The sequence below is a fragment of the Paraburkholderia caribensis genome (assembly GCF_002902945.1).
In the GTDB taxonomy this organism is placed as follows: Bacteria; Pseudomonadota; Gammaproteobacteria; order Burkholderiales; family Burkholderiaceae; genus Paraburkholderia; species Paraburkholderia caribensis.
On sequence record NZ_CP026101.1, the window covers coordinates 2,513,626 to 2,539,078 of the forward strand.

A 25,453-nucleotide genomic window follows, 5' to 3' on the forward strand; every position below is an offset into this window, starting at 1 on the left:
CACATGACGGCGCTCGATGCGTCGACGGGAGACGAAGTCACGCGATGCCACGAGCGCGAGCCGCTCTGGACGCTCTTTCGCGTCGTGTTTGGATTGTCCGCGCTGTCGTGGGGCGGACTCGCGCTGATGGCGCAACTGGAGAACCACTACGTTGAGCGCGAGGAGCGTCTCACGCGTCTCGCGTTCTCCGACATCGTCGCGCTCGCGTGGATGGTGCCGGGGCCCGTCGGCTGCAACGTCGCGGTGCAACTCGGCCATGTGCTGCGCGGTCGCGCGGGCGCGTGGGTGGCGGGCGTCGCTAGCGTCCTGCCCTTCTTCATGCTGATGACGGCTTTCGCGATCTTCTACCGCACGCCGATCGTGCGCGAAGTCGCCTCGCAGACGCTGCTCAATCATTTCAGCGTCGTGCTCGCGACGCTGATCGGTGTCACCTGGTACAAGCAAACCCGCGCGCTCGTACGCGGGCGTCTCGAATGGACGGCGGCCGTGCTCGGCAGCATCGCGCTGGTCGGCGCGCACACGCCCGCCGCCTATATCGGCATTCTTGGCGCGGCGTTCATGTCGGGCTGGGTGCGCAGCGACGCGCGCGGCGCGCGCCTCTCGACCACGCTCAGCGCGGGTGACTGGCGCCTGCTGATCGGCCTGTGCGTGCTGCTGCTGATTTTCGCGGTGCCGCTTCCGCATCGCTATGAACTTGCGCTGTTGTGGCCGCGTCTCGCAGGTGCGGGATTGACGCTGTTCGGCGGCGGCTTCTCGGCGTTGCCCGTGTTGAAGACGCTATTCGTCACGCCCATTGTCGGGGTGACAGACAACGACTTCACGCTGGCGTTTTCGCTATCGCCCTTGTCGCCGGGACCGCTTCTGAACGTGGTGCCGTTCTTCGGCTATCTGGTCGAAGGATGGCGCGGCGCGCTGATCGCGACGATCGCGCTGTTCGTGCCGTCGGGCTGCCTTGTCGTGCTCGCTCAACGCCACCTGCATCAATTGAAGACGAACCCGCGTTTCGAGCACGGCATGCGCGTGCTGCGCGCGGTAACGACTGCGTTTCTGGCCGTCGCGGTGCTGCGGATCGTGCGCAACGTGCCGTTAGAGCCGGCGTATCTGTTGACAGCCGTGTTCTCGGGCGTGTGTTTCGCAAAGCTGAAGCTGCCCGTCTATGCGGTGTATGGGACGGTCGCTGTCGCATGCGGCGTGTGGCTGTTCGTCGGGCACATGAGGTAACGCCGTCTGCCTTCCCCGACTGTGGCGCGTCGCACTGTAACGATACGTGACGTTAATTTGGATACCGTACTGATATTTTCAGAAACCGCATTGGCAGTTTTATGATTCGAGATGCCGGTAATTGGCCGCGCCCATCTGCCGCGCACTAAACAAAAAGCGCCGCGAAAGCGGCGCTCATGCGGGGCTGCCGACACGTCGCCGCCTTCAGAACCCGCGCGACAATGCTGCTACGCCGATGGTCACGACACCCAGGACCAGATTGACGACGACCAGACGCCGCACGGTCGCGACGGCGCGCGCACCATCGGGCCATTTCTGCGCCTGCACCGCGCGACGGATGCGGGGAAACACTGCGAAGCGGATATGTCCGAAAATCAGCATCATCACAATGCCGATCCCGGCCATCGCGTGAAGTTGCCATGTGGCGTGGCCGCCGCCAAACTGCATCAGCAGGAAACCGCCCGTCAGCAGAATGACGAGCACTGACACGCCGACCCAGTTGAAGAACCGGCCAAACACCGATTCCCATAGCGGCAACCGCAATTGCGGCGAGAGATCCTCAAGTGCGGGACGCAGGCAGAAATGCGCGAATACCATACCGCCGATCCACACGGCGACACCCAGCAGATGCAAAAAGAGCGCGAGTTCGATCGCCTTGTTCATAGTTGTTTTCCTTTGCCGATGTAGCGCGCTGCCGTTATGTCCTGTCGAAACACGCGGCATTGACATGCGCCAATGACCGCGTTCGACTCGTGACATCATGCGCAGTTCATTCGCTGCGCTATTTTCTTCGTTGTTTTTCGTGTCGCGCCGTGAGACACCCCGCTCACGGCGATTGCCTGCATCGCCTGCTCTATGCGCCCAACACCGGGCGCAGCGACGTCACTTCTTTCAGCTTCGTATCCGGCGCGCGGCCCTTGCGAGCACGCTTGCCAACATTCGGAGCAAGCGCGGCGCCCGACAATTGTTCTTCCGCTGGCTTGTTGCGGTACATGCCTTCCAGCACGACGCCCGCGTTGTTGATCGCGAGCGCCTGCGTCAGCGCTTCGTTCGGATCGAGCGCCATCAGGATCACGCCACGTCCGCCGCCCGAGAGCGTCTTCATCTCGTCGAGGCCGAACACCAGCAGACGCCCGCCGCCCGACAGACACGCCACTTGCGTCGCGTCGGGCAGCATCGGCATCGGCGCGAGCGGCGTCGCGCCCTCGTCGATCGTCATGAAGGCCTTGCCCGCCTTCACGCGGCTCACCATATCGCCGACCTTCGCGATAAAGCCGAAACCATTCGACGACGCCAGCAACAGCGCCTGTTCCGCCGACGCCGCATAGTAATGCATCAGATGCGTGCCCGATTCCAGTTCGATCAGCGACGTGACGGGAACGCCGTCGCCGCGTCCCCCCGGCAACTGACCGACCGCGACGGAATACACGCGGCCGTTGCTGCCCCACGCGATCAGCGTGTCGGGTGTGCGGCACTGGAACGCGGCGTAGAGACCGTCGCCCGCCTTGAAGGTGAAGCCGGCGGGATCGAGCCCGTGGCCCTTCAACGCGCGCACCCAGCCCTTTTGCGACACGACCACCGTCACCGGTTCGTCGACGACGCGCGCTTCGAACGTTGCGCGCTTTTCCTGCTGGATCAGCGTGCGGCGATCGTCGCCATATTGCTTCGCGTCGGCTTCGATCTCCTTGATGATCAGGCGCTTCATCGCCGATTCGCTGCCGAGCAGTTCTTCGAGCTTGGCCTTCTCGTCTCGCAGTTCGGACAATTCCTTCTCGATCTTGATCTTTTCCAGGCGCGCCAACTGACGCAGCCGGATTTCAAGAATGTCTTCCGCCTGACGATCGGACAGGCCGAACGCTTCGATGAGCGCCGCCTTGGGTTCTTCAGATTCGCGAATGATGCGGATGACTTCGTCGATATTCAAAAAGACGATCATCCGGCCTTCGAGGATGTGAATCCGGTCGTTGACCTTGCCGAGACGATGCCGCGTGCGGCGCGTGACGGTCGCGAAACGGAAGCCGACCCATTCGCGCAGGATCTCGCCAAGTCCCTTCTGACGCGGACGGCCGTCCGCGCCGACCATCACCAGGTTCAACGTCGCATTCGACTCGAGGCTCGTATGCGCAAGCAACGTGGTGACGAACTCGGCTTGATCGATGGTGCGCGACTTCGGCTCGAATACGAGACGCACGGGCGCATCCTTGCCCGACTCGTCGCGCACGGCGTCGAGCAGACCGAGAAGCGTCTGTTTCGTCTGCAACTGTTCCGGGGTCAGCGACTTCTTGCCAAGCTTGATCTTAGGATTCGTCTGTTCTTCGATCTCTTCGAGCACCTTCTGGCCGGAGGTATTCGGCGGCAACTCGGTAATGACGAGCTGCCACTGCCCGCGTGCGAGATCTTCGATCTTCCAGCGCGCGCGGACCTTGAGACTGCCACGGCCCGTTTCATACGCCTGCGAGATTTCCGTTTCGCTCGAAATGATCTGGCCGCCGCCCGGGAAATCCGGACCGGGCACATGCTGCATCAACTCGGCGTGCGTGATGTGCGGATGGCGGATCATCGCGACGGCGGCCGCCGCGACTTCGCGCAGGTTGTGCGACGGGATTTCCGTCGCCAGGCCGACCGCGATGCCCGACGCGCCGTTCAGCAGCACGAACGGCAAACGCGCGGGCAGCAGCTTCGGCTCTTCGAACGAGCCGTCGTAATTCGGCATGAAATCGACGGTGCCCTGACCGATTTCGTCGAGCAGCAGTTTCGCGATCGGCGTCAGGCGCGCTTCCGTGTAGCGCATCGCCGCCGCGCCGTCGCCATCGCGCGAGCCAAAGTTGCCCTGCCCGTCGATCAGCGGATAGCGCATCGAGAAGTTTTGCGCGAGGCGCACGAGCGCGTCGTACGCCGACTGATCGCCGTGCGGATGATACTTACCGAGCACGTCGCCGACCACGCGCGCGGACTTCACCGGCTTCGCGTTGTCGGCGAGACCCATCTCGTTCATCGCGTACAGGATGCGGCGCTGCACGGGCTTCTGACCGTCGCAGACGTCGGGCAGCGCGCGGCCCTTCACCACGCTCACCGCGTATTCGAGGTACGCGCTTTCAGCGTAATCGCCCAGCGTCAGCACATCGCCTTCGGGCGCGGCCGGCTCGGTGAAAAGATCGGGAGTGTTGTCGTCCATCTAGATTCCGTGTCCTTGTTCGGCGGCGCGCGCTCCGTGCTTCCCATGCGTTGCATGGGTTCGCTGGCACGAAGCGCGGCGGCGCTCAGATATCCGCTTCGACCTGGTTGCCCTTGTCCTCGAGCCAGCTGCGGCGCGACGCCGCTTCGCCCTTGCCCATCAGCATCGTCATTCGCGCGACGGTCGCGTCGAAGTCGAGCTGGCCGAGCGCGACGGGCGACAGGCGCCGCGTGTCCGGGTTCATCGTCGTGTCCCACAGCTGCTCGGCGCTCATTTCACCCAGGCCCTTGAAGCGGCTGATCGACCACTGCGAGTCGCGCACGCCGTCCTTGCGCAGCTTGTCGAGAATCGCTTCGAGTTCGCCTTCATCCAGCGCGTACAGCTTCTGCGCGGGCTTCTTGCCGCGCGCGGGCGCATCGACCCGGAACAGCGGCGGACGAGCGACATGCACGTGACCGCGCTCGATCAGTTGCGGGAAGTGCTTGAAGAACAACGTAAGCAGCAGCACCTGGATGTGCGATCCGTCGACGTCCGCATCGGACAAGATGCAGATCTTGCCGTAGCGCAAATTGGACAGATCGACCTTGTCGTCCGGGTTGTGCGGATCGACCCCGATCGCCACAGAAATGTCGTGCACTTCGTTGTTGGCGAACAGACGATCGCGCTCGGTTTCCCAGGTGTTCAGCACCTTGCCGCGCAACGGCAGGATGGCCTGATACTCCTTGTCGCGCCCCATCTTCGCGGAGCCGCCCGCAGAATCGCCCTCGACGAGGAACAGTTCATTGCGGCCGATTTCCGTCGATTCGCAGTCGGTCAGCTTGCCAGGCAGCACGGCGACACCCGAACTCTTGCGCTTTTCGACCTTCTGGCCGGCGCGCGTGCGCGCCTGCGCCTGCTTGATGACGAGGTCGGCGAGCTTCTTGCCGTGCTCGACGTGCTGGTTGAGCCACAGTTCGAGCGCGGGCCGCGCGAACGACGACACCAGCTTCACGGCATCGCGGCTATTCAGACGTTCTTTGATTTGCCCCTGGAACTGCGGATCGAGCACCTTCGCGGACAGCACGAACGACACGCGGGCAAACACGTCTTCAGCCAGCAGCTTCACGCCCTTCGGCTGCAGGTTGTGCAGTTCGACGAAGCTCTTCACGGCCTGAAACAGACCGTCGCGCAAGCCTGCTTCGTGCGTGCCGCCAGCGGGCGTCGGAATCAGATTGACGTAGGACTCGCGCGTAAGCGGCCCTTCTTCGCTCCACGCCACGACCCACGCCGCGCCCTCGCCTTCGGCGAAGGTCTCTTCATTGGACCGCGAGCTTTCCGCGTAGCGCTCGCCTTCGAAGAGGGGGATCAGCAGGTCGCTGCCCGCCATGCCTTCCATCAGATAGCCGCGCAGGCCGTCTTCGTATTTCCAGCTTTGGCGTTCGCCCGTCTTTTCGTTGACGAGTACGACTTCGACGCCTGGCAGCAGCACGGCCTTCGAGCGTAACAGGCGCTGCAACTCGCCAAGCGGCAGGTTCGGTGAATCGAAATATTTCGCATCGGCCCATGCGGTGACGCGCGTGCCGGACTTCTTCTCGCCCTTCGCCGCGGCGCGCACCTGCAGTTGCTTGACGACGTCGCCATGCGAGAAGCTCAGTTCGGCGACCTTGCCGTCGCGCCATACGGTGACGTCGAGGCGCGTGGACAGCGCGTTCGTCACCGAGACGCCGACGCCATGCAGGCCGCCCGAGAAGGTGTACGCGCCGCCTGCCGCCTTGTCGAACTTGCCGCCTGCGTGCAGGCGCGTGAAAACGATTTCGACGACGGGCACGCCCTCTTCGGGATGCATACCGAACGGAATGCCGCGCCCGTCGTCTTCGACGGACACGGAATGGTCGGCATGCAGCGTGACGGTGATCTGACGGCCGTAGCCGCCAAGCGCTTCGTCGGATGCGTTGTCGATGACTTCCTGGATGATGTGCAGCGGGTTTTCGGTGCGCGTGTACATGCCGGGCCGCTGCTTGACCGGCTCCAGGCCCTTGAGCACCTTGATCGATGCTTCGCTATACGCGGCGTTAGGCTTTTTCGTTGACATGGCTTGCTCGGGTCCGTCGGTTCATCGTTGTCCACATGTCCTGTGGACAGGTGCGTGGACAATGCGTTGAGTTTTCAAAAAAAGCGAAACGAAACAACGGAGTGTGTGCGCTGCGCGACTTGCGTGCAGCAGTTACGGTTTGCCTTGTCTGCTTTCCGCGGCCCTCCTGCGAGCCCGGTTTCGGGCAATGCGCTGGAACGACCGTGGGAAGCAGGTTCGCGGGTATTTTACTGATTTCGATGCGCGGGGCAATTTAGATGAAGGGCGTAGGACGGTTAGCAAGAAAGCGGAGCCTGTCCGCATTTTTGTGGGCGAGGCGGTTAAAGGAATCGTTAGCCGCGCGCCTGCGTAAATCGATCGCCAAACAGAATAGCAAACTGGTTCATGGCTGACTTCCAGTCGAAGGCTGAGCGCACGTTTTTGGCCAGGACGTTGCGCAATGCCAGCCAGAGTAGCTTGATTGCAGCCTCGTCATTGGGGAAGTGACCGCGGGTCTTGATGATCTTGCGCAACTGCATGTTCAGACTCTCAATGGCGTTCGTGGTGTACACGACCCGCCGGATCTCGGGTGGAAACACGAAGAACGGCGTGACGTGCTCCCAGGCGCGCTGCCAGGACTGCACGATAGTCGGGTATTTCGCGCCCCATGGCCCATCAGCAAAGGCCTGCAGAGCCTGCTTCGCTGCCTCTTCGCTGGCAGCTGCGTAGATCGGACGCAGCGCCTGGGCGACAGCCTTGCGGTCCTTCCAGCCAGCGTATTCCAGGCTGTTGCGGATCAGATGCACGATGCAGGTCTGCACCGCCGTCTTCGGGTAAGCTGCGCCGATCGCGTCGGTCAGCCCCTTCAGGCCGTCAACGACCGCAATCAGGATGTCCTGGCAGCCGCGGTTCTTGAGTTCGTTGAACACCTTGAGCCAGAACTTCGCGCCCTCGGTCTGCTCAATCCACAGGCCCAGCACATCGCGCTGGCCGTCCGCCTGAATGCCCAGAGCCAGATACACCGCCTTGTTGCTGACCACACCGTCATCGCGGATCTTGACCCGCAACGCGTCGAAGAAGACCACCGGATACATCGTCTCGAGCGGACGGTTCTGCCAGGCCAGCGTTTCGGCCATCACCTCGTCGGTGACCGAGCTGATGAAATCGGGCGACACCTCGGTGCCGTAGCTCTCGGCCAGAAAGGCCTGGATCTCGCGCACGCTCATGCCACGCGCGTACATCGCGATGATGCGCTCGTCAAAGCCGGTGAAGCGGCGTTCGTGTTTGGGGATCAGGATCGGCTCGAAGCTGCCGTCGCGGTCGCGCGGCAACTCGACCCGGACGACGCCACGATCGGTGATGACCGTCTTGCGGCTGGCGCCGTTGCGCTCGTTGGCCTGGCCAGCGGGTTTGGATTCGCCCGGTGGATACCCCAGATGCAGATTCATCTCCGCACCCATCGCGCGTTCGATAATCGCCTTGTTAAACGCCAGCATCAGATCCTGCACCTCGGTCGGCGTCATCGGCCCCTTGACCAGCTCGTCCAGCAGTGCTTTGGGCAGTTCAGGCAGCGGCCCTCGGGCCGCTGCCTGAGACGCCACCGTGCGTTTCTTCTTCATTGGCATATCCATGACTTTTACCTCTCATGATATGCCTCGCCCACAAAATGACGGATAGGCCCAGAAAGCGCTCTATCCCCAGTGGACGTGCTACTTCCGCTTACTCTCCAACTCATCCCACCGTTCAATCGCCACGAGCAGTTCCTCGTCGATGGCCGCGTAGCGCTCGGTCAGCCGCGCGCCCTCCTGTGCGTCCTTCACGAAGATCGAGCCGTCCTCGATCTGCGCGCCGATCGCCTTCTGCTCGGCCTCTAGCGAGGCGATCTTCTCAGGCAGCGCCTCCAGCTCGCGTTGTTCCTTGAATGAAAGCTTCACCGTGCGCTGCGCGTTACGGCCTGCCGCGCTGTCCTTGGCGGCGGCTTCCTTCGGCGCCTCTTTCGGCAAGTCTTGTTGCGCGATCTGCTCGGAACGCTCGCGCTGGATCTGCCAGTCGGTAAAGCCGCCGACATATTCGCGCCACTTGCCCTCGCCCTCCGACGCAATCACCGACGTCACCACGTTGTCCAGAAACGCACGGTCATGGCTCACCAGCAGCACTGTGCCGTCGTAGTCCGTCAGCAGCTCTTCGAGCAGTTCGAGCGTGGGGATGTCGAGGTCGTTGGTCGGCTCGTCGAGCACCAGCACGTTCGCCGGACGCGCAAAGAGACGCGCGAGCAGCAGACGGTTGCGCTCGCCACCCGACAGCGACTTCACAGGCGAACGCGCACGCTCCGGCGCAAACAGGAAGTCGCCGAGATAGCTCATCACGTGCTTTCTCTGGCCATTGATCTCGACCCAGTCGCTGCCGGGGCTGATGGTGTCGCCGAGGCTTTTTTCCAGATCGAGTTGTGCGCGCATCTGGTCGAAGTAAGCGACTTGCAGGTTGGTGCCGATGCGCACCTTGCCTTCGTCCGGCTGCAGTTCGCCGAGAATCATCTTGAGCAGCGTCGTCTTGCCCGCGCCGTTCGGACCGATGAAGCCGATCTTGTCGCCACGCATCACCGTTGCCGAAAAACGGTCGACCACCGTGCGCTCGCCATAACGCTTCGTCACGTCCGTCAGTTCGGCGACGATCTTGCCTGACTTCTCGCCCTGCCCGACGTCGAGCTTCACGTTGCCTTGCACATTGCGTCGTTCGGCGCGTTCATTGCGCATCTGCACGAGCCGCGCAATGCGCCCGACGCTGCGCGTGCGCCGCGCCTCGACGCCCTTGCGAATCCACACTTCTTCCTGCGCGAGCAGCTTGTCGAACTTCTCGTTTTCGACCCGCTCCACTTCCAGCTGCTGCGCCTTGCGCGTCTGATAGGCGGAGAAATTGCCCGGATACGACAGCAGACGCCCGCGATCCAGTTCGACGATGCGCGTGGCGACCCGATCGAGAAACGCGCGGTCGTGCGTAATGAACAGCAAACCGGCGCGCTGCGCGATCAGCAGTTCTTCCAGCCAGCGAATACCGTCGAAGTCCAGATGGTTGGTCGGCTCGTCCAGCAGCAGCACGTCCGGCTGCACGACGAGCGCCCGCGCCAGCGCGACGCGCTTTTGCATGCCGCCCGACAGCGAGCCGACCCGCGCGTCGCCATCGAGGCCGATCTGCGCGAGCGTCGTGGCGACGCGGGTGCGCCAGTTCCATGCGTCGGTGGCATCGAGCGACGATTGCAGTGCGTTCATGCGCGCAAGCAACGCGTCGTGCTGCGCGCCTTCCGGCGTTTCCGCCAGCTCGTGCGCGACCGTGTTGTATTCGTCGAGCAGCGCGCTCGCGTGCGTGAGGCCCGCCGCGACAGCGTCGAACACCGTTACGTCCGCGTCGAATTCGGGTTCCTGCGGCACATACACGGTGACGAGATCCTGCTGGCGCGTGACGAGACCATCGTCCGGTCTGGCGAGCTCGGCGACGATCTTCAGCAGCGACGACTTGCCCGCGCCGTTGCGGCCGATCAACCCGACGCGCTCGCCGGCTTCGAGAGAGAAATCCGCGTGATCGAGCAGCGCGACGTGGCCGAACGCCAGTTGCGCGCCCGTGATGGTGTAAAGCGACATGGGAAAGGAAGAACCAGCGATGAGTCGGAAGCGCTCATTGTACCGGTCGGCGGCCCGAACACTGACGGGATGCGGCCCGGCAGGATGGCATAGGACGAATGACGCATGCCGCGCACGGCCGGGCGAGAACGCGAACGCCTGTCCCGGCGTCGGCGTTCGCACCGGCAAACCACTCGATGAAGAGAACCTGTGCGAGAAAAGAGCGCAGCAAGTGCGCCCGCCTCACTTCACGTGAATCGTGATCGTCTTGCTCATCTCCGGGCCATACGAACGGTGCGCGCCGTCGCCGAAATCGAGCGTCAGCGTGTGATCGCCCGGCGGCAGCGTGATCTCCGTCTCCGTCTGGCCCTTGCCGAAATGCAGCGATTTGTCGTTGGCGGGAATGACCTCGCCCTTCGGCAGCGGCTGCCCGTCGATGATCAGATGATGATGCCCCGTGCCTTCCGTCATCGTGCCCGCGGGAACGATCTTCATGCCTTCGACGGCAAACTTCACGTGGATGGGATTGCTTACGGTCGCGCCGTCCTTCGGCTCGACGAACGAGACGCCCGCGGCGTGCGCCGCGCCCGACAAGACCAGCATGCCCGCGCACGCTGCACCGGCCAACCATCTGTTATTCAGCATCGTTTTCTCCTTGGCTAAAGCGGCTCGATGGGCACGGCGCACGTCAGCGTTCGCGCACGCCACATCGCACTGAAAGAATACACGTTGGCGCCGGGCTCGCAGGACGTCGAATCGCCGGGATGGACGCTGCTTCGTGTTGATCCGAAACGGTAAACCGCTGGGGCGGCGTGGGTCTTCGGACGAATTCCGGTAATATTGCGGGTCGCCGCCAAATGCACTAAAAAGGGGCAGATTGGCGGATTTTGCATTGAATCAATGAAGAGCGTGTGTCGTGAGTGAAGTGATCGAATATAAGAGCTGGGTCTGTCTGATTTGCGGCTGGATCTATAACGAAGAGGAAGGTTTGCCCGAGGAAGGTATCGAAGCGGGTACGCGTTTCGCCGATATCCCCGTGGACTGGCGCTGCCCGCTGTGCGATGTGGGCAAGGCCGAATTTGCAGTCGTGGAGTTCTGATCGGCGGTTCTGTTAGAGAAACGTCGTTCGTCGAGAGCGGTCCGCGGGTCGAACGCCTGCGGACCGCTTTGCTTTTGGCGGCCCGTCCCGTCCCCGTCAGTCGCGCCTTGCCACGACGATCAGTTCGCGGCTCGCGTGATCGATGGGCGATCGGGACCAGTCGCCGAACCATTCCAGGCCGCTGAAACCCGCTTTGGTGAGCGCGCCGCTGAGCGTGGCCTGCGTGCGAAAGCGTAGCTCGCTGGACGCGACGACCGTGTCGGCGTCTCGCAGGAAGTGATAGTGAGTGTCGAAGCGGACGCGTTCCTGCCGCACTTCGATGAGTTGCTGCCAGATTTCGACGGCGCCGTAGCGCGGGTCGTCGATCACGCGGCGCGACAGTTCCGGCGTCCACGCCGCCCAGGGCGACACGGATGGATTACGGCTTTCGAAAGCGAGTAGACCGCCGGGGCGCAACGCGGCTCGTGCGGCGTCCAAAACGGCGTCGAAGCTCGCGTCGTCGAGGAAAACCTGCGCGACGTGGCCTGTCATCACGGCGAGATCGGCGGACTTCGCGCCCAGTTGCGCCGCGTCGCCTGCGATCCACTCCACCTGGTCGCCGCCCGGCCGTCGGCGTGCAACGTCGAGCATCGCCGGCGACGGATCGACGCCTGTCACCCGATGGCCGCGCCGGGCCAGCTCACAGCCGAGCAGCCCCGTGCCGCAGCCGATATCGACGACGTGCGTAGCGTCGGTGCGGGCGGCCAGGTCAAGATAAAAGCGGGTGTCGGCGGAGAACGGGTTGAGCGCGTCGTAGAGCGCGACGAGCCGCGGATCGGTGTAATGAGATTCGGCCATCCGCCGATGGTAGCCGTGTGGCGCGCCAGCCGCCACCGTGCTGGCGCGCGATGCCTGCTTCGAAAGCCGCTTTGGTCAACGGGCGATTTGCTATACTCTGCGCTCGTCGGCGGCCCTCCCCGTAGTTCAGGGGGTGGAATGACAGGTGCAAAGCCCGTCAGATATGAATTCCCACCCCTGCTATAGCAGATCTGTAGCACGCAAAACTTCCACTCATAGCAATAATCGGCTGTTTCGTGGCCCGGACTCGCGCTCGCATGCGACGGGCTTCGGCCAGCTGCGGCCCTTCACCTGTACGGTGAATTGACACTCTAACGTCGGCTATGCCCCAGAGACCGGACGAGCGCTGGGTCCGCATGAACCGGAACTAGTCACTGGCACTTTTTACCGACATGCGGATAGCGGCCACAAATAGGCCTGTTGCGAAACTACGATGCGGCATCTGCTGAAGGAGATTCATTGCCCACGACATTTACGTTGCCGTCAATACGCTTCAATTCAGCAGGGATTTCATACCCGGTCGAACTATGTGCGACGTTGGCGATAATTTGAAGCAACGGAACGAATCCCTGGAAGTGTTCGCTGTTACGATCTTCTGCGCAGATTTTTTGACAAAGGCGCATCTTGTTCAAAGAACGAATGGTCGTATACGTTCCATTTCCCTTATTATTTTGTTTTGTGTCAAAGACATGTTCTGTAAAAACGCCCAAGGGGAGCATGTTCTCAATCCCAAAACGCATTTCTGCGTTATCCGGGTTGGTTGGGATAGTTCGGATTGAAAGTTGACCGTCCTCCACATCGGCTTTTCGAGCGTCGTTGTCGTATAAGAAGCAGACGGGCCGTTTGATCAGTTCCGGCTTCGCGCGAAGGAAGTTGTAAGCCGAATTAAGGGAGTCTTTGCCAGTATTGAAGCCTTCTCCTCGCTTTGGATCCTTCGCACCGATCCACTCAATCTCAACGGCATCAAGAAGACTGGCGAAGCCCAGCAATTCAATGGCGGTCTTGATGTAAAGAGGATCCGTTTCGCCTTCGACGAGAACCAAAAGCTTACCGGGCTCATTTGCGACTTTGCGAATTTGATCGTTGAAAGCATGCGTCTCTTGCAAGATGTCAAGCGCGCGCCCAAATTCCGTATAGGCCTCCGCTTGCACCGGTTCGCCAGAGGGCATATCAAAGAGGTCGAATGCCCCTTCCGGAAAAACCTTTTCCATGCCTAGGACGAACAGCGGGGAATGGCTGGACAGGATGAATTGAACCTTCGGAAACAGTTTGATCAGGGCAGGGATCGCACGATACTGAAGATCGATGTGCATATGCGAATCGATTTCGTCCACTACGCACATACCCGCGATGTTGCCAGACACCGGAATTCCTCCGGCAGTTGTGCCATCGCCATATCGCATTAGCGTGCCAAAGATGTTGAAAAGGGTTCCTTGCCCGGCGGACAACGACTCCAGTGGAAGCGACGGGGAGTGGTCCGTCATCGCGTATCCAATGGCCGCCTTGTTATATCGTCCGAGCCACGTCAGCCGCGCGGTCGGGCTATCAAGGATTGTTCGCAGGATCGCGTTGAGGTTGCCCCACAGTGCATGTGCAGGTCCAATCTGAGCCGTATTACCAGCTGCGATCCAATGTACTTGGTTGTTCGCGATCAGAGGCTGCACATCAGCGCGGACGTCGAGCAACACCGAAAGCAACCACTGCTTGAGCTTTTCTAGGCCCTTTTCGACAAAGATCGGCTTGTTAAGCTGCTGAGTATATCGCTGCGTAAGATCGAATCCTGTAGGAGGAAGGCTCCCCTGATTCAACCAATATGGCGTTTCCGAACGACTCGATGGAAAGTAAACATACGCTCCTTCTTCGTAGCTGCGTTTAGCGACATCCGAAGAGATGGCACATGCTTTCGAATTTCCATCGGTTTCCCACGCTACAAAGTGCCGAAGCGAGGCCGGAACTCGTTGCTGAACATCAGCGGCAATGAGTCGACCGGCCTTCTCAACATAGGCGAACTCGGAATCTCCATGTGCGAGGCGCAATATCGCGGCCGAACCGGGAGAGCCAGCCTTTACAGTGGTATTGCCCACTAATCTGAACCACGCTCTTCCACCTTGACCACTCGATGGGGTTACGTCGGTGTAATGGCCAGCTGCAGCCTCGAAGAGAGCGTCTGCAACCATGGACAGAACATTTGTCTTTCCGCTGCCGTTGCCACCCACCAATACAAATGGTTTTGGTTCCCCGTTCTGCGCGAAGCCGGGCGAAAGGTGCAGGCGTTCGATCACCCCGTTGTTCTCAACGTAGATTTCTTTTAAGTACATATGACTTCGGTCTCACCTGCTCATTTACAGTTGTCAACGGCTGATATGGCCACTAAGTTGCAGACACAAATCCGGGATGCGGGAGCGCAGGCCGAGGAGATTGTATTGGCGAATATCGCTCGCGAGGGCCAAGGCTCGCCCTCTTCTTTCATCTAAGCTATCGCTATTCAATTCTAAACCAGCGCTTGCCCAGCTATGGCCTAGTGTCGCTTTCACTGCTGGAAGCCGCCGTTGACGGGATTGCCGCAGCAATGACAGGAATGGGTCGAGCCGGGATGGTCAAAGTGACTTTGCCGAGCCTTCCCCGGCGGCGATAGCAAACCGGTCGAGAAGAGGCAATTCGTCGACACGGTGCCGCGCACGCTGCAGTGCGCTTGCCGCTCGTAAGCGGTCCGCCTGCCGGCAGAGCGGGCACCCGTCCAGCGACGAGCACGCCGATGCTGCTATGAAGCAACCGAACCCTCAAGTCGCGACCCGAGGTATCTTCACTGTGAAAACGGTCCCGCTCTCGCTAGATTCAACTTCAATCGTTCCATTGTGAGCGTGAGCAATGCAGCGGCAGATATATAGGCCGAGGCCCATGCCCGGCGAAGCCTTCCTAGATTCTGGCGACGGTTGCGCGCGCGTTAACGGGTCGAAAAGCGTGGGTAGTGCGCGCGCCGGTATGGGCTGACCACCATTGGAGACGGCAATCGTAATCCACTCGTTGTCACCAACAGCTTCTACGCCGACGCGACCGGAACCGTGCTGGACACCGTTTGCAACCAGATTGACGATGAGTTGGAGCATCCGCTCGGCGTCACAAGTGGCGGTAAGTCTGCCCCTCGCTTTAACCCGAATATGCGCATCCGGATGTGTGGTACACACCTCGTCGGCCGCGTCGTGGCATATGCGCTCAACATCGCAGTCGTCGAACTGCACTGGAAGCGCGTTTCCGAGGCGCGTACTCGTGAAGACAAACAGATCATCGACCAGTAACTTTACTCGTATGGCGCTACGTTGCAGGTTGGTACCTGCCCGCAGGCTTGTAGGTGACAGGTTCTGGTCAGCCAAGATGGCGCGCGTCGAATTCAGAATCGCGCCCACCGGCGAGCGGAGGTCATGTGCAAGGACGCCGGTGAAGAGGTCCCGGATACGCTCTGTAATCGACGAAAATTCTCGCACCGACTCGGCAATCATCTGATCGACCGCCTCGTTGAACCGGATCATTTCCTGAACCGCCGTAGCGTCGAGTTGGCACGCCTCCTGCCATCGTCGCAGGACACTCGCTCGCAGCGCACGGTATTCCGCTACAACTCCATTGATGTCGAAACCGTGTGACTGTCGGTCATCCGCGTGTCCGCGCGCGATCCTGTTGAACGCCGAATCTCGGTCGAGCCGCTGGCCGTGTGACTTCTGACGCTGCTGCTCGGTAGTTTGGCTCTCCCTCATATCCGCCGCGATGCCGGTTAAAAGCTCGCGCGCAGAATTGCGCAATTGCGCGTCGTCGAGACGGACATCCTCCGCGCTGATCGTACGGGCGTACTCGATCCAATCGTCAATCAGCCCGTCCAGGTCCGATTCTATGAAGTCTGACAAAGTCATGAGATGCCCCTCGATGGATGCCGATGCAGTATCCGTCGCAAAATGTTCGCCAGCCCTGCACGTTTTCCCTAGGATTCTTGCCGCCGAACCGCAGGACCGGTGAGAGGCCAGCCCTGCGCGCGGACAGACGGTTAGAACAAGCCCGCAGGCTCGGCCGCGTCGTCCCAGCTAAAGATGATTAGCTCCTTCCGCGATGCCTCTCGGCCGCCACCTCCGACGATATACTTTATGTCGACGGTCTCAATATAAAAGCCGTTGAACGCACGTCGGATCTCTGAATGATCATTCAGGCTGACAATTGCCTTACCTTTCAGCGATCGAAGGCAGGCAGCCATTTCCTCATACTCCGAAAATGGGAACGGTACACCATAGCCTTCAGTTTGCCAGTACGGCGGGTCCATGTAGAACAGCGTATGAGAGCGATCGTAGCGATCGATACACGATTTCCAATCGAGGTTCTCGATGTACGTGCTGGAGAGCCGGAGATGTGCCGCCGAGAGGTTTTCTTCAAGCCGCAGCAGATTGAGTCCCGGCGGCGCTGTCGTCGCGGTCCCAAACGTCTGCCCCTCCACCTTGCCGCCAAAGCAACTTTGCTGCAGGTAGTAGAAACGAGCTGCGCGCTGGATATCGGTGAGCGTTTCGGGCACCGTGTCTTGCAGCCATTTGAAAACTTGACGGCTGGAAAGCGCCCACTTGAATTGCCGCACAAACTCCTCGAGGTGATGCTGCACAATCCGATACAGGTTGACCAGCTCGCCATTGACGTCATTGATAACCTCGACGGCAGCCGGCGGACGCATGAAGTACAACGCGGCCCCACCCGCGAAGACCTCGACATAGCACTCATGCTTGGGAAATCGCGGGATCAGATGATCTGCGAGACGACGTTTCCCCCCGATCCAAGGAATAATTGGACTCGCCATAGTGATTGCCTTTTCTGGATAAGTTAGAATTCGGCCCGCCTACCGGTAGGTGTCAGGGCCTTGGCCGATTCACTGGCGTGTGCAGTGGAAAGACGATCAGCAACGTGTTCCCGCACGTCGCTGGTCGCCCTGTCTCTCCCCATGCATGACGCGCAGGGACGAGAATGCGCTTCAAACACAATGGGTCGATTTACTGTATGTTTACACAGTAACCAGCCCATGCGCGCCTATGTCATTAACCGATTTCACACCGCCGCCGCTCGAAGAACTGCGCGCCTTGTGGTGCACGCATCGAGGTGTGACGGACGTCGAACGATTGATTCTGGAAGTCCAGCACCAACGCCAGACGCTGCTTCAGATGCGCGCCTTGAGCACCGCCGGCATCGCAGACGCGCGGCATACTGATCCTCTCGCCATCGACGCGGCGTCACCGCTTCGCACCCTTGAAGCGCGGATCCTGCAGGAATTGCTCCGCATCGAACAGACCAACCTGAAGCCGGCCGTGACTCAATATTGCCGGTGTTCGTGAATGGAGCCGATCCCATTGAACCAGCGGGAAGTGAAATGATTGGAAAGAGCCACGACGGATGGCGTCCACATTTTGTCGACAAATGACATGGGTGATTGTCTAGACTCCCTGCAAATCAACCGACCCGGTTCTGGAGTCGGGACAGAGTTTGCCGGGGATATATGAGCACCGCTTTATCGATTGTTTCGAAGCTTTGCTTTGCGTGGGTCGTCGCCTACCTCGTTTTCAGCGAGTGGTCCGCCAGATGGGTAAGCGCGCGACATGCCGGTGAATACTTTCATCTCGAATTCCAACCACGTCGGGCGCGGGGACGAACTGAGACGAAAAAAGCTGCTCTGCTCAAACGGATGCTCTGGGGCGCCATCGTTGCGCTACCGCTGGGAGTAGCAGCAATGGTCGCCTCCGCACTACTTTCTTCGTAGTTCGCCAATGCAGATGAAGACCTTTCACGTCAGAGATATCGCGGCCCGCAAGTGCGGGCCGTACTTTTCCCGGCTCTGAACGCTATCAGTGGTCTTGAGCCAAGCTGCAAGCTCCCTCGATCATTCCTTGCTGCTGGAGGACGCAGACGAATCGCTGAAGGTAATCCGCTTTGGCGCGGGCGTCGCCGTCGCCGTCGTCGACGATCCCGAAAAGAGCGACTCCAAACGCTGGTGATAGCTCGGCTGTGCCACTGGTACCATCGCCCACGCTGCCGGTGCCGGAGCTGGAATCGGCTTGGCCGCCACCGGCTGGACGGAAGTTCGACACTGCGATGCGCAGCCGGCGAGAGCCGTCAGCAATAGCAGCGCGATTGCGGGCGTTGTCAGCTTCATGGGCTTCCTTCTCCTTGGTCAGTTGGTCGTCGAGGGTTGCAATCATTCCCTCCGCGACGGTGTGTGCGTCGATCGCGCGTTGTTCGGCGTCGAGCGCCGCCTTCGAGATCGCATTCAGGTCATTGGCGTGCTGCTCGTCGTCGTGCGCATGCGCGGCCCGCTCAATCGCGAGGGCACGGCTCTCGTACGTGTACGCACCGCCCGCGCCAATGGCAATGCCGAGCAGGCCCGCAGCGACGCCTGTTATCAGGTATGGACTCATGGGGTTACTCTCCCAAACAAGCCGCGCGCTCGGCGCGGCGTCGTGTGTAAATGCCATAGCAGCCGTTTGCGCGGATCGCGCAGTCGAACCACTCCCCGTTGCGCCTTACCTTCGCCCACTTGACGAACATCTCGCACGCGTCAGGAAAGTTGCGCGCGACATACGCGGCACGCACGTCGGGGCCGACCCTCGTGTCGGTCGCTCGCCAGGCGCCGACGCCCCTGTTGTATGCGTAGTCGATCGCGGCAATCTTCTGCCCATCGGTCAAGGTGTCGAAGCCAGGTGTCGAAGCGCGCACCGCATCGGCGTATCCGGCGAGGCTCCCTGCCAGCATCCTCTTGCACTCGGCCAGCGTGTATCGATGCATCGGCACGTTCGTTTCACCGAAGCAAACCGTCTGCACGTGTGCGCCGATCGTGTCGCTGTACGGCTCCAAGCTCACGCCTTCGCTCGAGCCCGTAAGCGCGATAAGACCTGCAGTGGCTGTCGCACCGATGATCACAACAAGTGACTTTTTCCCGAGATTAGGCACTGCCACCTCCGGACGAACTGCGGAGGAAACGGTCACGCACGAATACATAGAGATGCAGGGTCGCGTAAATGCCGCCCATCCACATAGTCCAGACCGGAAGCCATTCAGTGATCGATTGAAATACCGCAATGGCAGGTGGTGCCAACCCTTTAAAAATCGTAAACAACTCCTCTTTTTTCATGAGCACCCCGGGATGTCAAAAAAAAGGCCGCGAAGTGGCGGCCAATAAAAAAGCCGCCCAATGGGCGGCTCACCAAAACTCAGCATCGCAAGAAGAAACAGCTAAACCATCGTCTTTCCGGAACAGACAATGTTTTGTCACGGCTGAAGATCTATCTACACGTAACATTAGCGCGCGGGCGCGCTTTACGCTGGGCCATATTCCTTTCGACCAATCACCGGACTGAAACGTTTGGAGGCAGACGCATGAGCGGAAGTCGTAATGACAGCATCGATATCGCCAGGGGACTCGGCATCATTCTTGTCGTATTTGGGCATACGAAGGGGTTGCCAGATGAACTGCACCGGCTTGTATATTCATTTCACATGCCGGCGTTCTTCGTACTTTCCGGGTATCTCTTCAACAGCGACAAGGCTAGTCGAAATGCGCTCAGTTATCTGACAGAGAAATTCAGACGGTTGATCGTTCCCGCCTGGTTTATTGGTGCGACTTGCGGGCTGTTATTTTTATTGAAACTGGTCGCTCATAAGATCACCGCTCTAGCGTTCATTCATCTCCTTTTCGGTACATTCGTCGGATTTCCTCGCGCGGACGGGAACTTCCTCACCACTCCCCTATGGTTCCTCTTCTGCCTGTTTTGCGTTGAAGCGATAGCAACCGGGATCGTGTGTAAGATCAGGGGTCGATCAAGCGCCATTGCAATGTGCATCATCGGCGTGACAGCGATAGGATTTTCAACGAGGTTGCGTTTCATTCCATTTGACATGCATGTTGCGCTAGGTGCGTTGCTCTATTTCGGACTCGGCACAGCAATACGACATTCGACTGGTTGGACCTTTGAGGCCCTAGCTACATCATCATTGAGCCGGTTCGCGATCGTCGGAACGATAGTCCTCGGGTGGTTCGCATGTGCGCATTTCATGCGTGAGCCAATCAGCATGTCTGATAACTTCTTCGGCTCTTACCCGTTCTCGATAGCACAGAATGTCGTCACATCGTTTCTCGGAACATTGGCCTTTTTCTTACTAGCAACATCGCTGCCTCGATCTGATTTATTGCGATGGCTTGGCACCCATACGGTCCCCATTCTCGGCTTCAACTATGTCGTGAGCGCTGCCGTAGTGCATCTCCTTGATCACATTAACGCCAACCTTTGGTGGCTTTCGTTTGTGTTGCAGGCGGTGTTGCTCGCGACGCTCGCATGGTTGCTCGACCGAACCGGAATAATCGGTGACATCGCGAACGGACGACTCGCTTCACGGCGCCCAGTAGCGGCGGCACCATCCCGCCATAGGCCGACCTGAGAACGACCCGCTCCGTGCGAACCCATAGGCGCCCGTGCCGCGCTTAACCTGCCATGTACCAGGTCGATCCTTCGCGGCGCCATGAATACACAGAATTTACGGTCAGTTGCATGTTCGCATTCGTGCGGGTCCTGAGTGTTGCGCTATTCACAATGGACGTGTTGCTGTCACCAACCAGCAGGTGAACCCATTGTCCACGAGTACCACCGACAAAGTCAGAAATAGCCGTCGGTGTCGAGTTGTTGGTGCGAAAGTTTTCGTATCCAGTTACGGTCGGAGCGGTCGCACCGTCGCCGAAGGTGATTCCAGCCCCTGAGTTATAGCGGACACCTCCTGACGTTGTCTGTGATTGATAAACAGGGGCTGTGCCAAAGTTTTTTACCTTGACATCTATATCCGACTTGTCGGCAGGATCCGACGCCGCACCAACCTCGTCTCGAACTCCATATCTATGTCGCGTCAATACGGTTTCCGTTACGACATCCGCCCACACTTTGGCTCCCTTACCTGTGGACTCGATAACGATGGCGTCGTACGTGTTGTCAGCGGCGATACCGTTGTTCCACGCGTGCGTCCCGTCAACCACGCAGTTCGCAGAGCGGATTACGATGCCGTGGCCATTGTTTCGATCTGCCCGTCCTCCATTTACGCGCACACCTTTTTGGTTCAGCACAAGGCCGACGTCAGACCCCTCAACGACACAGTTCGTGATGAAGCTATTCGCGCGGGCCGTGTCACCGCCCATCAACACCGCTGCTGCGAACAGACTGGCACTCGTGACTGCTCCGTTATTGAAGTTGGGTCGTGAGCTAAATTCACAATTGAACAGATGCGCGTCGTTTGAATAGAGCGAGACGGCGGCTCTCTGGACCGAAAGATACGCATCGTCCTTCAGGCAGTTTTGCGTGAAGCAATTCGTCATCCGCAAAGAGGATCCATTCTCTTGAAAAAACGCTTCCTGCCTGAATCCATCAAAAAGGCATTGTTCAAAAGTGAACTTGCCAGCCAAATGATCAGGAAGGGCAGCATATTCTGGAAACGGTACGATACCGAGACCTAAAGTCGAATCCTTTCCAAGCCAGACACCTCGTGCGTTACCTGCCGTAACGGCGGTATTTTTAAAGATGACCCCGATCGCTCCAGCCCCGGACACGCGCGATGCCGTATAGCCGATGACGCCCTCCCCCGCAAGCGCAATGACACTCGTGCCACTGAACGCACTCGTCTCCGTTATGACTCCGTCACCGACCAAGACAACACCGTTACGCCAGATGAATTTAGTGACGTTAAACGTCTTCCCCGCAGGGACTCGCAGCCGACCTCCACCGGCACTCGACACCGCGTCCATGGCGACCTGGAACAGCGCGGTCTCATCCCCGGCTCCGACCAATCCGAAATCGTACAGGCTATATGATTCCCGGAGTTTGTCCTGCGCGGTACGCTGAACCGCCCCGGTACCGCTTTGACGGAATCCGATTAGCGATGCACCAGCAGGGGCTGCCAGAGACTCGACTGTTGCGCCTTGATGGATTGTCATCCGGCCCGCCGCAATATCAGCCGCAATGTCGTTCGAGACGAACATGCTCGGAGAGATTGCCACATATGCAATCCCCGCGTGCGTCACCAAGTCTTTCATCGACAGAAGGATTCCCGCTTCCCAGTCACCCCGTACATTGAATGCCTTGAGCGAAGTAATCGCGTTCGCCGCCGTTGGGATCTCTCCGCCTTCCGTCACGATCGTTTGAGTAGCGAGCCCATGGACGATCGAGTGAAACAGATCGCTATCCGTGGAAAGGCGATCAATCTTCTGGATTGTCGAAAGCGCCATTTGAGAATTTCCCCGTCTGAAATTGAAAAGGCCGCGATGACGCGGCCTCGTTTGCAATACAGAACTTCATTGAACTCAGTGGTCTCCAGCGCCGCCCCCCCCTGAGTCCGGGTCGGCGGGCGTTGCCGTCACAACCGTCGCCAATGACTCGCTAAGCCAGTCGTTGTATGCCGTAATGAAATAAGTTCCGCCTGCCGCGACCGTGCAGGTGGCTGCGGAGCCTTCATATACAACCGCGCCTGAGTTGTCGCGCACACGATACCCGGTGACGTTCGCGTAGCCCGCTACTGACATCGTCAAAGTCACTGTGGGTGCTGCGCCGGAAACGCTGACCGATGGAGCTGGCGGCGGCGCATTCTTGACAATGATCGTCGCGGGATTCCCGAGCCCGGCGATATTGCCTGCCTCGACCCGGACATCGAACGTATCTGCCAGTGCTTCATACTGCCGCGCCTGATCCAGCGTCCACGTGAAGTTCTGCGCAGTAATATCGGCTCCGTATTTGACGACACCGCCCACGACGACATCGACATGGAAATAATCCACGTCAGCGCGTCGCTGGATTTCGATCGACAGCTGGTTGCCGACGAAAGGCTCGCGCAGTGAGAGCGTCGGCGGCGCAGGCGGATATTTGAACTCCGTTACTGTACCCGTCCATGTCGTGTACGGCCCCGGCAAGCCACTCGCACCGAAAGCGCGCACGCGGAACCTCCATGTACCGATTGCAACGGGCACATCGAGCACGTTTGAACCCGTCGCGCCGAGCTTGGCCCACGTGACACCACCATCAGAACTGCCCCAGTATTCGTAAAGTAGCGCCCCCGCCGCCGGCGTAGCCGTGATGGACACGCGCCCCGGTGTGATCTGCCAGTTCGCAGAAACCTGGGCAATGATCGGCGCGTGTACCACGGTTGGCAGCAACGATGGTGACGTCGGAGCGGGCGGACTCAGGCCCGTCTCAGCCGTGTGCGGACTGGCTGCATTGTTGACAAACGTGAGTTCCACCTTCCCATCGCGCGGCACCGCCCTGATCAACCGGACATCCTGTGACACCTTGTCGATCGCCGGACCAAAGGAGAACCGGGTCGGCTCTTCCAGGTGCCCGTCACTGAACTCGAAAAACTCAGGCAGCGGATCGATCAGCAGCATCGAGAGACCATCGTCGGCGTCAGGCTGCACGACCCTCAACGCTGCCGTCGGCATCCCGTTGCGTTGCGCGAAGTAGACGTAATGCTGCGCACCCGCAGTCCATTCAAGCTGCTCGCTCACATAGAGATGCGAGCCCTCGACGTCCTCCACCACCCCAGAAATCCCCCACCTCGGCAGATCGTGCGAGATGCCGACGAGGTCTCCATACAGCGGAATCAGTCCGTCGAGCTCAGCGGTAATCGACACCGTCTTGCGCTGGTCACGGTTCGCGTACGCCATATAGATGCCTTCGCGAAATGCCTGCGCGCGTTTCGTCGGCCCGACCATCTGCACGCGTTTCTCGACGAGCGCGGGCGAGCCAGTCGGGATACAGGCGACATCCTGCCAGCTCCACGTGGTCTCATCCATATACTCGACCGTGACGTAATCCGGCGAATCGACGCTAAAGAAGCCGTAGTCCGCTTCAAACGAGCCGGCGACAATGTTGTCCGGCGTGAACATCGCCGTTCGCACCGTCTTCAGTTCGTCGCGGACAACGCTCACGACCCCGCCGAAGTACATCGGTATCGCGCGGCCCGCGCGGCAGATGGTGGTGAGCGCGTCCCAGAACGATCCCTTCGAGTCGAACACACCATTGAACTCGTCACCGCGCGACGCCCACACGGCATCCAGTCGAACCAGCGCGTCGAGATCGAGTCGCCGGTCTGGAAGACCGAGACTGTAATCCGTGTTGCGTACGGCATCCGCAATGGCCCATGCAATGCTCCTGGTCGGCTGCGGCGCACTCCATCCGTTGCCCGTCCAGACAGGCAGCTTTCGCGTTCCGATGACGTGCACGTCGTGCGCGGTGCTCGAATTCAGCGAGTTCGTCGCTCGGGCGCGCATCGCAAGCAGCGTGACATTGCCGTAGTAACGCGCGCTCGGCAGATAGGCACGCAGTGCTGCCCACTGGATGCGGTTCTGCGCCCGCGAGTCTTCATTGAGGTTGGATGTGCGCCGCATGCGCACCTCGTAGCGCCCGCCTGCGACAGGATAGCGATACGACACCATCTGCGGCTGCGCCGTCGCCATACTGACCGTGCGCACGTCGAGCGCGATCCAGTCCGCCAGCGCATGCCCTGCATCATCGATCAGCCGCGCCTGCGCCTCGAACGTCAGCGACAGCGACTGCAGCGAGCCGTCGTCGGCCGCATAAAACAGGCCGGACGGCAAGGTGATATCGACGCCGATAAAGTTGGCCGCGCTGCCCGCCGGATTGGCCACGAACGGCCCCACCCAGTCGCCACTGTCATTCGGTGCCTGCAACTCGATACCGCTTACCGCATTGCTCGTCACGACATTGTCCGGAAACAGCGTAACCGGCTGGTTCGGCCCAACGATTTCGTATTCGATCTCGCTGAAGTTGCCGATGTCAGTGTCACCGATCAGCACCTGTTCGACCTCCAGCTCGCCCTGCGTGATACAAAAGAGCTCATAGAGGTACAGCTCATTGCCCGCATATTCGGTGTACGACTGCGACGCGAGATCGGGCGTGAGCTTCATCCGGCCATACAGCACAGGAATCGCCTCAAGCAGACGGGCGGTGTTACCGCTCGATCCGAGCGCATAGGTCGGACTGGTTGTCGTGCCCTGTGCGACGTTCGCCGTCTTCGCCGGAACGATGGCATTCACGAGCATCGAGCCGGCGGCCATCACCGCCATGGACACGCCCGCCTGCACCGCCATCATGCCAGCCGTCACTGTGCCAGCCGCCACACCCGACGCCGCGCCATAGGCCGCCGCAGCAGCCCCGCCCGTATAGACGGCAGCCACTGCGATCGCGATCATCAGGACTGCCTGCAGGGGATTGGAGCCGCCACCTTGGGCAACCGGAATGAAATGAACGATGGCACCGTGAGGAATTGGCTTCGACCAGTCGGCTCGCAGCCAGAAGTCATTGTCGACGCATACGATGGATTGTTGCATGTCGACGCCGGCAAGTTTTCCCCACTGCGCGGGCGACATCGGCGATTCGATCTGACAGACCTGCCGC

General features: G+C 60.1%; 19 protein-coding genes. 5 read left to right on the forward strand and 14 right to left on the reverse strand.

The genetic code is table 11. The features are described from left to right. Positions 1 to 3 precede the first annotated feature (3 nt). On the forward strand, positions 4 to 1,221 hold the full coding sequence (locus C2L66_RS11155; protein WP_060600122.1) for a chromate transporter: 1,218 nt from the start codon (positions 4 to 6) through the stop codon (positions 1,219 to 1,221). Between the two features lie 204 nt (positions 1,222 to 1,425). Here C2L66_RS11155 and C2L66_RS11160 read toward each other — a convergent pair whose 3' ends face one another. From C2L66_RS11160 to C2L66_RS11185, 6 genes are all read right to left on the reverse strand, one after another. Beyond that, positions 1,426 to 1,884, reverse strand: a complete 459-nt coding sequence (locus C2L66_RS11160; protein ID WP_054929974.1) for a CopD family protein — start codon at positions 1,882 to 1,884, stop codon at positions 1,426 to 1,428. Positions 1,885 to 2,074: 190 nt separating this feature from the next. Then, positions 2,075 to 4,396: a DNA topoisomerase IV subunit A gene (gene parC, locus C2L66_RS11165; RefSeq protein ID WP_054929973.1), complete on the reverse strand. Its 2,322-nt coding sequence runs from the start codon at positions 4,394 to 4,396 to the stop codon at positions 2,075 to 2,077. Between the two features lie 85 nt (positions 4,397 to 4,481). Then, positions 4,482 to 6,467, reverse strand: coding sequence for a DNA topoisomerase IV subunit B (locus tag C2L66_RS11170; RefSeq protein ID WP_054929972.1), 1,986 nt, complete (start codon positions 6,465 to 6,467; stop codon positions 4,482 to 4,484). A 332-nt stretch (positions 6,468 to 6,799) separates the two neighbouring features. Continuing rightward, positions 6,800 to 8,071 carry an IS256 family transposase gene (locus C2L66_RS11175; protein WP_409372571.1) on the reverse strand — a complete coding sequence of 424 codons (1,272 nt, stop codon included), beginning with the start codon at positions 8,069 to 8,071 and terminating at the stop codon, positions 6,800 to 6,802. A gap of 84 nt (positions 8,072 to 8,155) precedes the next feature. Beyond that, the gene (locus C2L66_RS11180) at positions 8,156 to 10,081 is read right to left on the reverse strand and encodes an ATP-binding cassette domain-containing protein (protein WP_060600120.1); all 1,926 of its coding nucleotides are present in this window, start codon (positions 10,079 to 10,081) and stop codon (positions 8,156 to 8,158) included. A 222-nt stretch (positions 10,082 to 10,303) separates the two neighbouring features. Beyond that, positions 10,304 to 10,705: a DUF4399 domain-containing protein gene (locus tag C2L66_RS11185; RefSeq protein ID WP_054929970.1), complete on the reverse strand. Its 402-nt coding sequence runs from the start codon at positions 10,703 to 10,705 to the stop codon at positions 10,304 to 10,306. A 271-nt stretch (positions 10,706 to 10,976) separates the two neighbouring features. On the opposite strand from C2L66_RS11185, the gene C2L66_RS11190 reads away from it, so the two are divergent. Continuing rightward, the gene (locus tag C2L66_RS11190; RefSeq protein ID WP_007587908.1) at positions 10,977 to 11,159 is read left to right on the forward strand and encodes a rubredoxin; all 183 of its coding nucleotides are present in this window, start codon (positions 10,977 to 10,979) and stop codon (positions 11,157 to 11,159) included. A gap of 96 nt (positions 11,160 to 11,255) precedes the next feature. Here the strand turns inward: C2L66_RS11190 and C2L66_RS11195 are convergent, their stop codons facing one another. From C2L66_RS11195 to C2L66_RS11210, 4 genes are all read right to left on the reverse strand, one after another. Then, positions 11,256 to 11,996, reverse strand: a complete 741-nt coding sequence (locus C2L66_RS11195) for a class I SAM-dependent DNA methyltransferase (RefSeq protein WP_082670327.1) — start codon at positions 11,994 to 11,996, stop codon at positions 11,256 to 11,258. 428 nt (positions 11,997 to 12,424) lie between these two features. Next, positions 12,425 to 14,314, reverse strand: a complete 1,890-nt coding sequence (locus C2L66_RS11200; RefSeq protein ID WP_082670326.1) for an AAA family ATPase — start codon at positions 14,312 to 14,314, stop codon at positions 12,425 to 12,427. A 462-nt stretch (positions 14,315 to 14,776) separates the two neighbouring features. Continuing rightward, the gene (locus C2L66_RS11205; RefSeq protein WP_060600114.1) at positions 14,777 to 15,898 is read right to left on the reverse strand and encodes a sensor histidine kinase; all 1,122 of its coding nucleotides are present in this window, start codon (positions 15,896 to 15,898) and stop codon (positions 14,777 to 14,779) included. A 131-nt stretch (positions 15,899 to 16,029) separates the two neighbouring features. Further along, the gene (locus C2L66_RS11210; protein WP_060600112.1) at positions 16,030 to 16,821 is read right to left on the reverse strand and encodes a DNA adenine methylase; all 792 of its coding nucleotides are present in this window, start codon (positions 16,819 to 16,821) and stop codon (positions 16,030 to 16,032) included. A 229-nt stretch (positions 16,822 to 17,050) separates the two neighbouring features. On the opposite strand from C2L66_RS11210, the gene C2L66_RS11215 reads away from it, so the two are divergent. Continuing rightward, a complete protein-coding gene (locus tag C2L66_RS11215; protein ID WP_060600110.1) occupies positions 17,051 to 17,350 on the forward strand; it encodes a hypothetical protein in 300 nt (99 codons plus the stop codon). 507 nt (positions 17,351 to 17,857) lie between these two features. On the opposite strand, the gene C2L66_RS11225 is transcribed toward C2L66_RS11215, so the two are convergent. Together C2L66_RS11225 and C2L66_RS11230 are read right to left on the reverse strand one after the other, a co-directional pair. Then, positions 17,858 to 18,427 carry a lysis system i-spanin subunit Rz gene (locus C2L66_RS11225; protein ID WP_060600108.1) on the reverse strand — a complete coding sequence of 190 codons (570 nt, stop codon included), beginning with the start codon at positions 18,425 to 18,427 and terminating at the stop codon, positions 17,858 to 17,860. A 4-nt stretch (positions 18,428 to 18,431) separates the two neighbouring features. Continuing rightward, positions 18,432 to 18,995, reverse strand: coding sequence for a glycoside hydrolase family protein (locus tag C2L66_RS11230; protein WP_158660356.1), 564 nt, complete (start codon positions 18,993 to 18,995; stop codon positions 18,432 to 18,434). A 92-nt stretch (positions 18,996 to 19,087) separates the two neighbouring features. On the opposite strand from C2L66_RS11230, the gene C2L66_RS40605 reads away from it, so the two are divergent. Next, on the forward strand, positions 19,088 to 19,366 hold the full coding sequence (locus C2L66_RS40605; protein WP_148654569.1) for a hypothetical protein: 279 nt from the start codon (positions 19,088 to 19,090) through the stop codon (positions 19,364 to 19,366). A gap of 19 nt (positions 19,367 to 19,385) precedes the next feature. After that, the gene (locus C2L66_RS11235; RefSeq protein WP_060600103.1) at positions 19,386 to 20,444 is read left to right on the forward strand and encodes an acyltransferase family protein; all 1,059 of its coding nucleotides are present in this window, start codon (positions 19,386 to 19,388) and stop codon (positions 20,442 to 20,444) included. A 43-nt stretch (positions 20,445 to 20,487) separates the two neighbouring features. On the opposite strand, the gene C2L66_RS11240 is transcribed toward C2L66_RS11235, so the two are convergent. Both C2L66_RS11240 and C2L66_RS11245 read right to left on the reverse strand, forming a co-directional pair. Next, positions 20,488 to 22,272, reverse strand: a complete 1,785-nt coding sequence (locus C2L66_RS11240) for a hypothetical protein (RefSeq protein WP_060600102.1) — start codon at positions 22,270 to 22,272, stop codon at positions 20,488 to 20,490. Positions 22,273 to 22,347: 75 nt separating this feature from the next. Next, positions 22,348 to 25,386: a host specificity factor TipJ family phage tail protein gene (locus C2L66_RS11245; protein ID WP_148654568.1), complete on the reverse strand. Its 3,039-nt coding sequence runs from the start codon at positions 25,384 to 25,386 to the stop codon at positions 22,348 to 22,350. Between the last annotated feature and the right edge of the window lie 67 nt (positions 25,387 to 25,453).

Coding starts and splice junctions, on each gene's coding strand:
- C2L66_RS11245 (WP_148654568.1), bottom strand. CDS start 25,386: ATGCAACAATCCATCGTATGCGTCGACAATGACTTCTGGCTGCGAGCC.
- C2L66_RS11205 (WP_060600114.1), bottom strand. CDS start 15,898: ATGACTTTGTCAGACTTCATAGAATCGGACCTGGACGGGCTGATTGAC.
- C2L66_RS40605 (WP_148654569.1), top strand. CDS start 19,088: ATGGCAGGTGGTGCCAACCCTTTAAAAATCGTAAACAACTCCTCTTTT.
- C2L66_RS11170 (WP_054929972.1), bottom strand. CDS start 6,467: ATGTCAACGAAAAAGCCTAACGCCGCGTATAGCGAAGCATCGATCAAG.
- C2L66_RS11210 (WP_060600112.1), bottom strand. CDS start 16,821: ATGGCGAGTCCAATTATTCCTTGGATCGGGGGGAAACGTCGTCTCGCA.
- C2L66_RS11185 (WP_054929970.1), bottom strand. CDS start 10,705: ATGCTGAATAACAGATGGTTGGCCGGTGCAGCGTGCGCGGGCATGCTG.
- C2L66_RS11240 (WP_060600102.1), bottom strand. CDS start 22,272: ATGGCGCTTTCGACAATCCAGAAGATTGATCGCCTTTCCACGGATAGC.
- C2L66_RS11215 (WP_060600110.1), top strand. CDS start 17,051: ATGTCATTAACCGATTTCACACCGCCGCCGCTCGAAGAACTGCGCGCC.
- parC (WP_054929973.1), bottom strand. CDS start 4,396: ATGGACGACAACACTCCCGATCTTTTCACCGAGCCGGCCGCGCCCGAA.
- C2L66_RS11175 (WP_409372571.1), bottom strand. CDS start 8,071: ATGCCAATGAAGAAGAAACGCACGGTGGCGTCTCAGGCAGCGGCCCGA.
- C2L66_RS11160 (WP_054929974.1), bottom strand. CDS start 1,884: ATGAACAAGGCGATCGAACTCGCGCTCTTTTTGCATCTGCTGGGTGTC.
- C2L66_RS11195 (WP_082670327.1), bottom strand. CDS start 11,996: ATGGCCGAATCTCATTACACCGATCCGCGGCTCGTCGCGCTCTACGAC.
- C2L66_RS11235 (WP_060600103.1), top strand. CDS start 19,386: ATGAGCGGAAGTCGTAATGACAGCATCGATATCGCCAGGGGACTCGGC.
- C2L66_RS11200 (WP_082670326.1), bottom strand. CDS start 14,314: ATGTACTTAAAAGAAATCTACGTTGAGAACAACGGGGTGATCGAACGC.
- C2L66_RS11225 (WP_060600108.1), bottom strand. CDS start 18,427: ATGAGTCCATACCTGATAACAGGCGTCGCTGCGGGCCTGCTCGGCATT.
- C2L66_RS11155 (WP_060600122.1), top strand. CDS start 4: ATGACGGCGCTCGATGCGTCGACGGGAGACGAAGTCACGCGATGCCAC.
- C2L66_RS11180 (WP_060600120.1), bottom strand. CDS start 10,081: ATGTCGCTTTACACCATCACGGGCGCGCAACTGGCGTTCGGCCACGTC.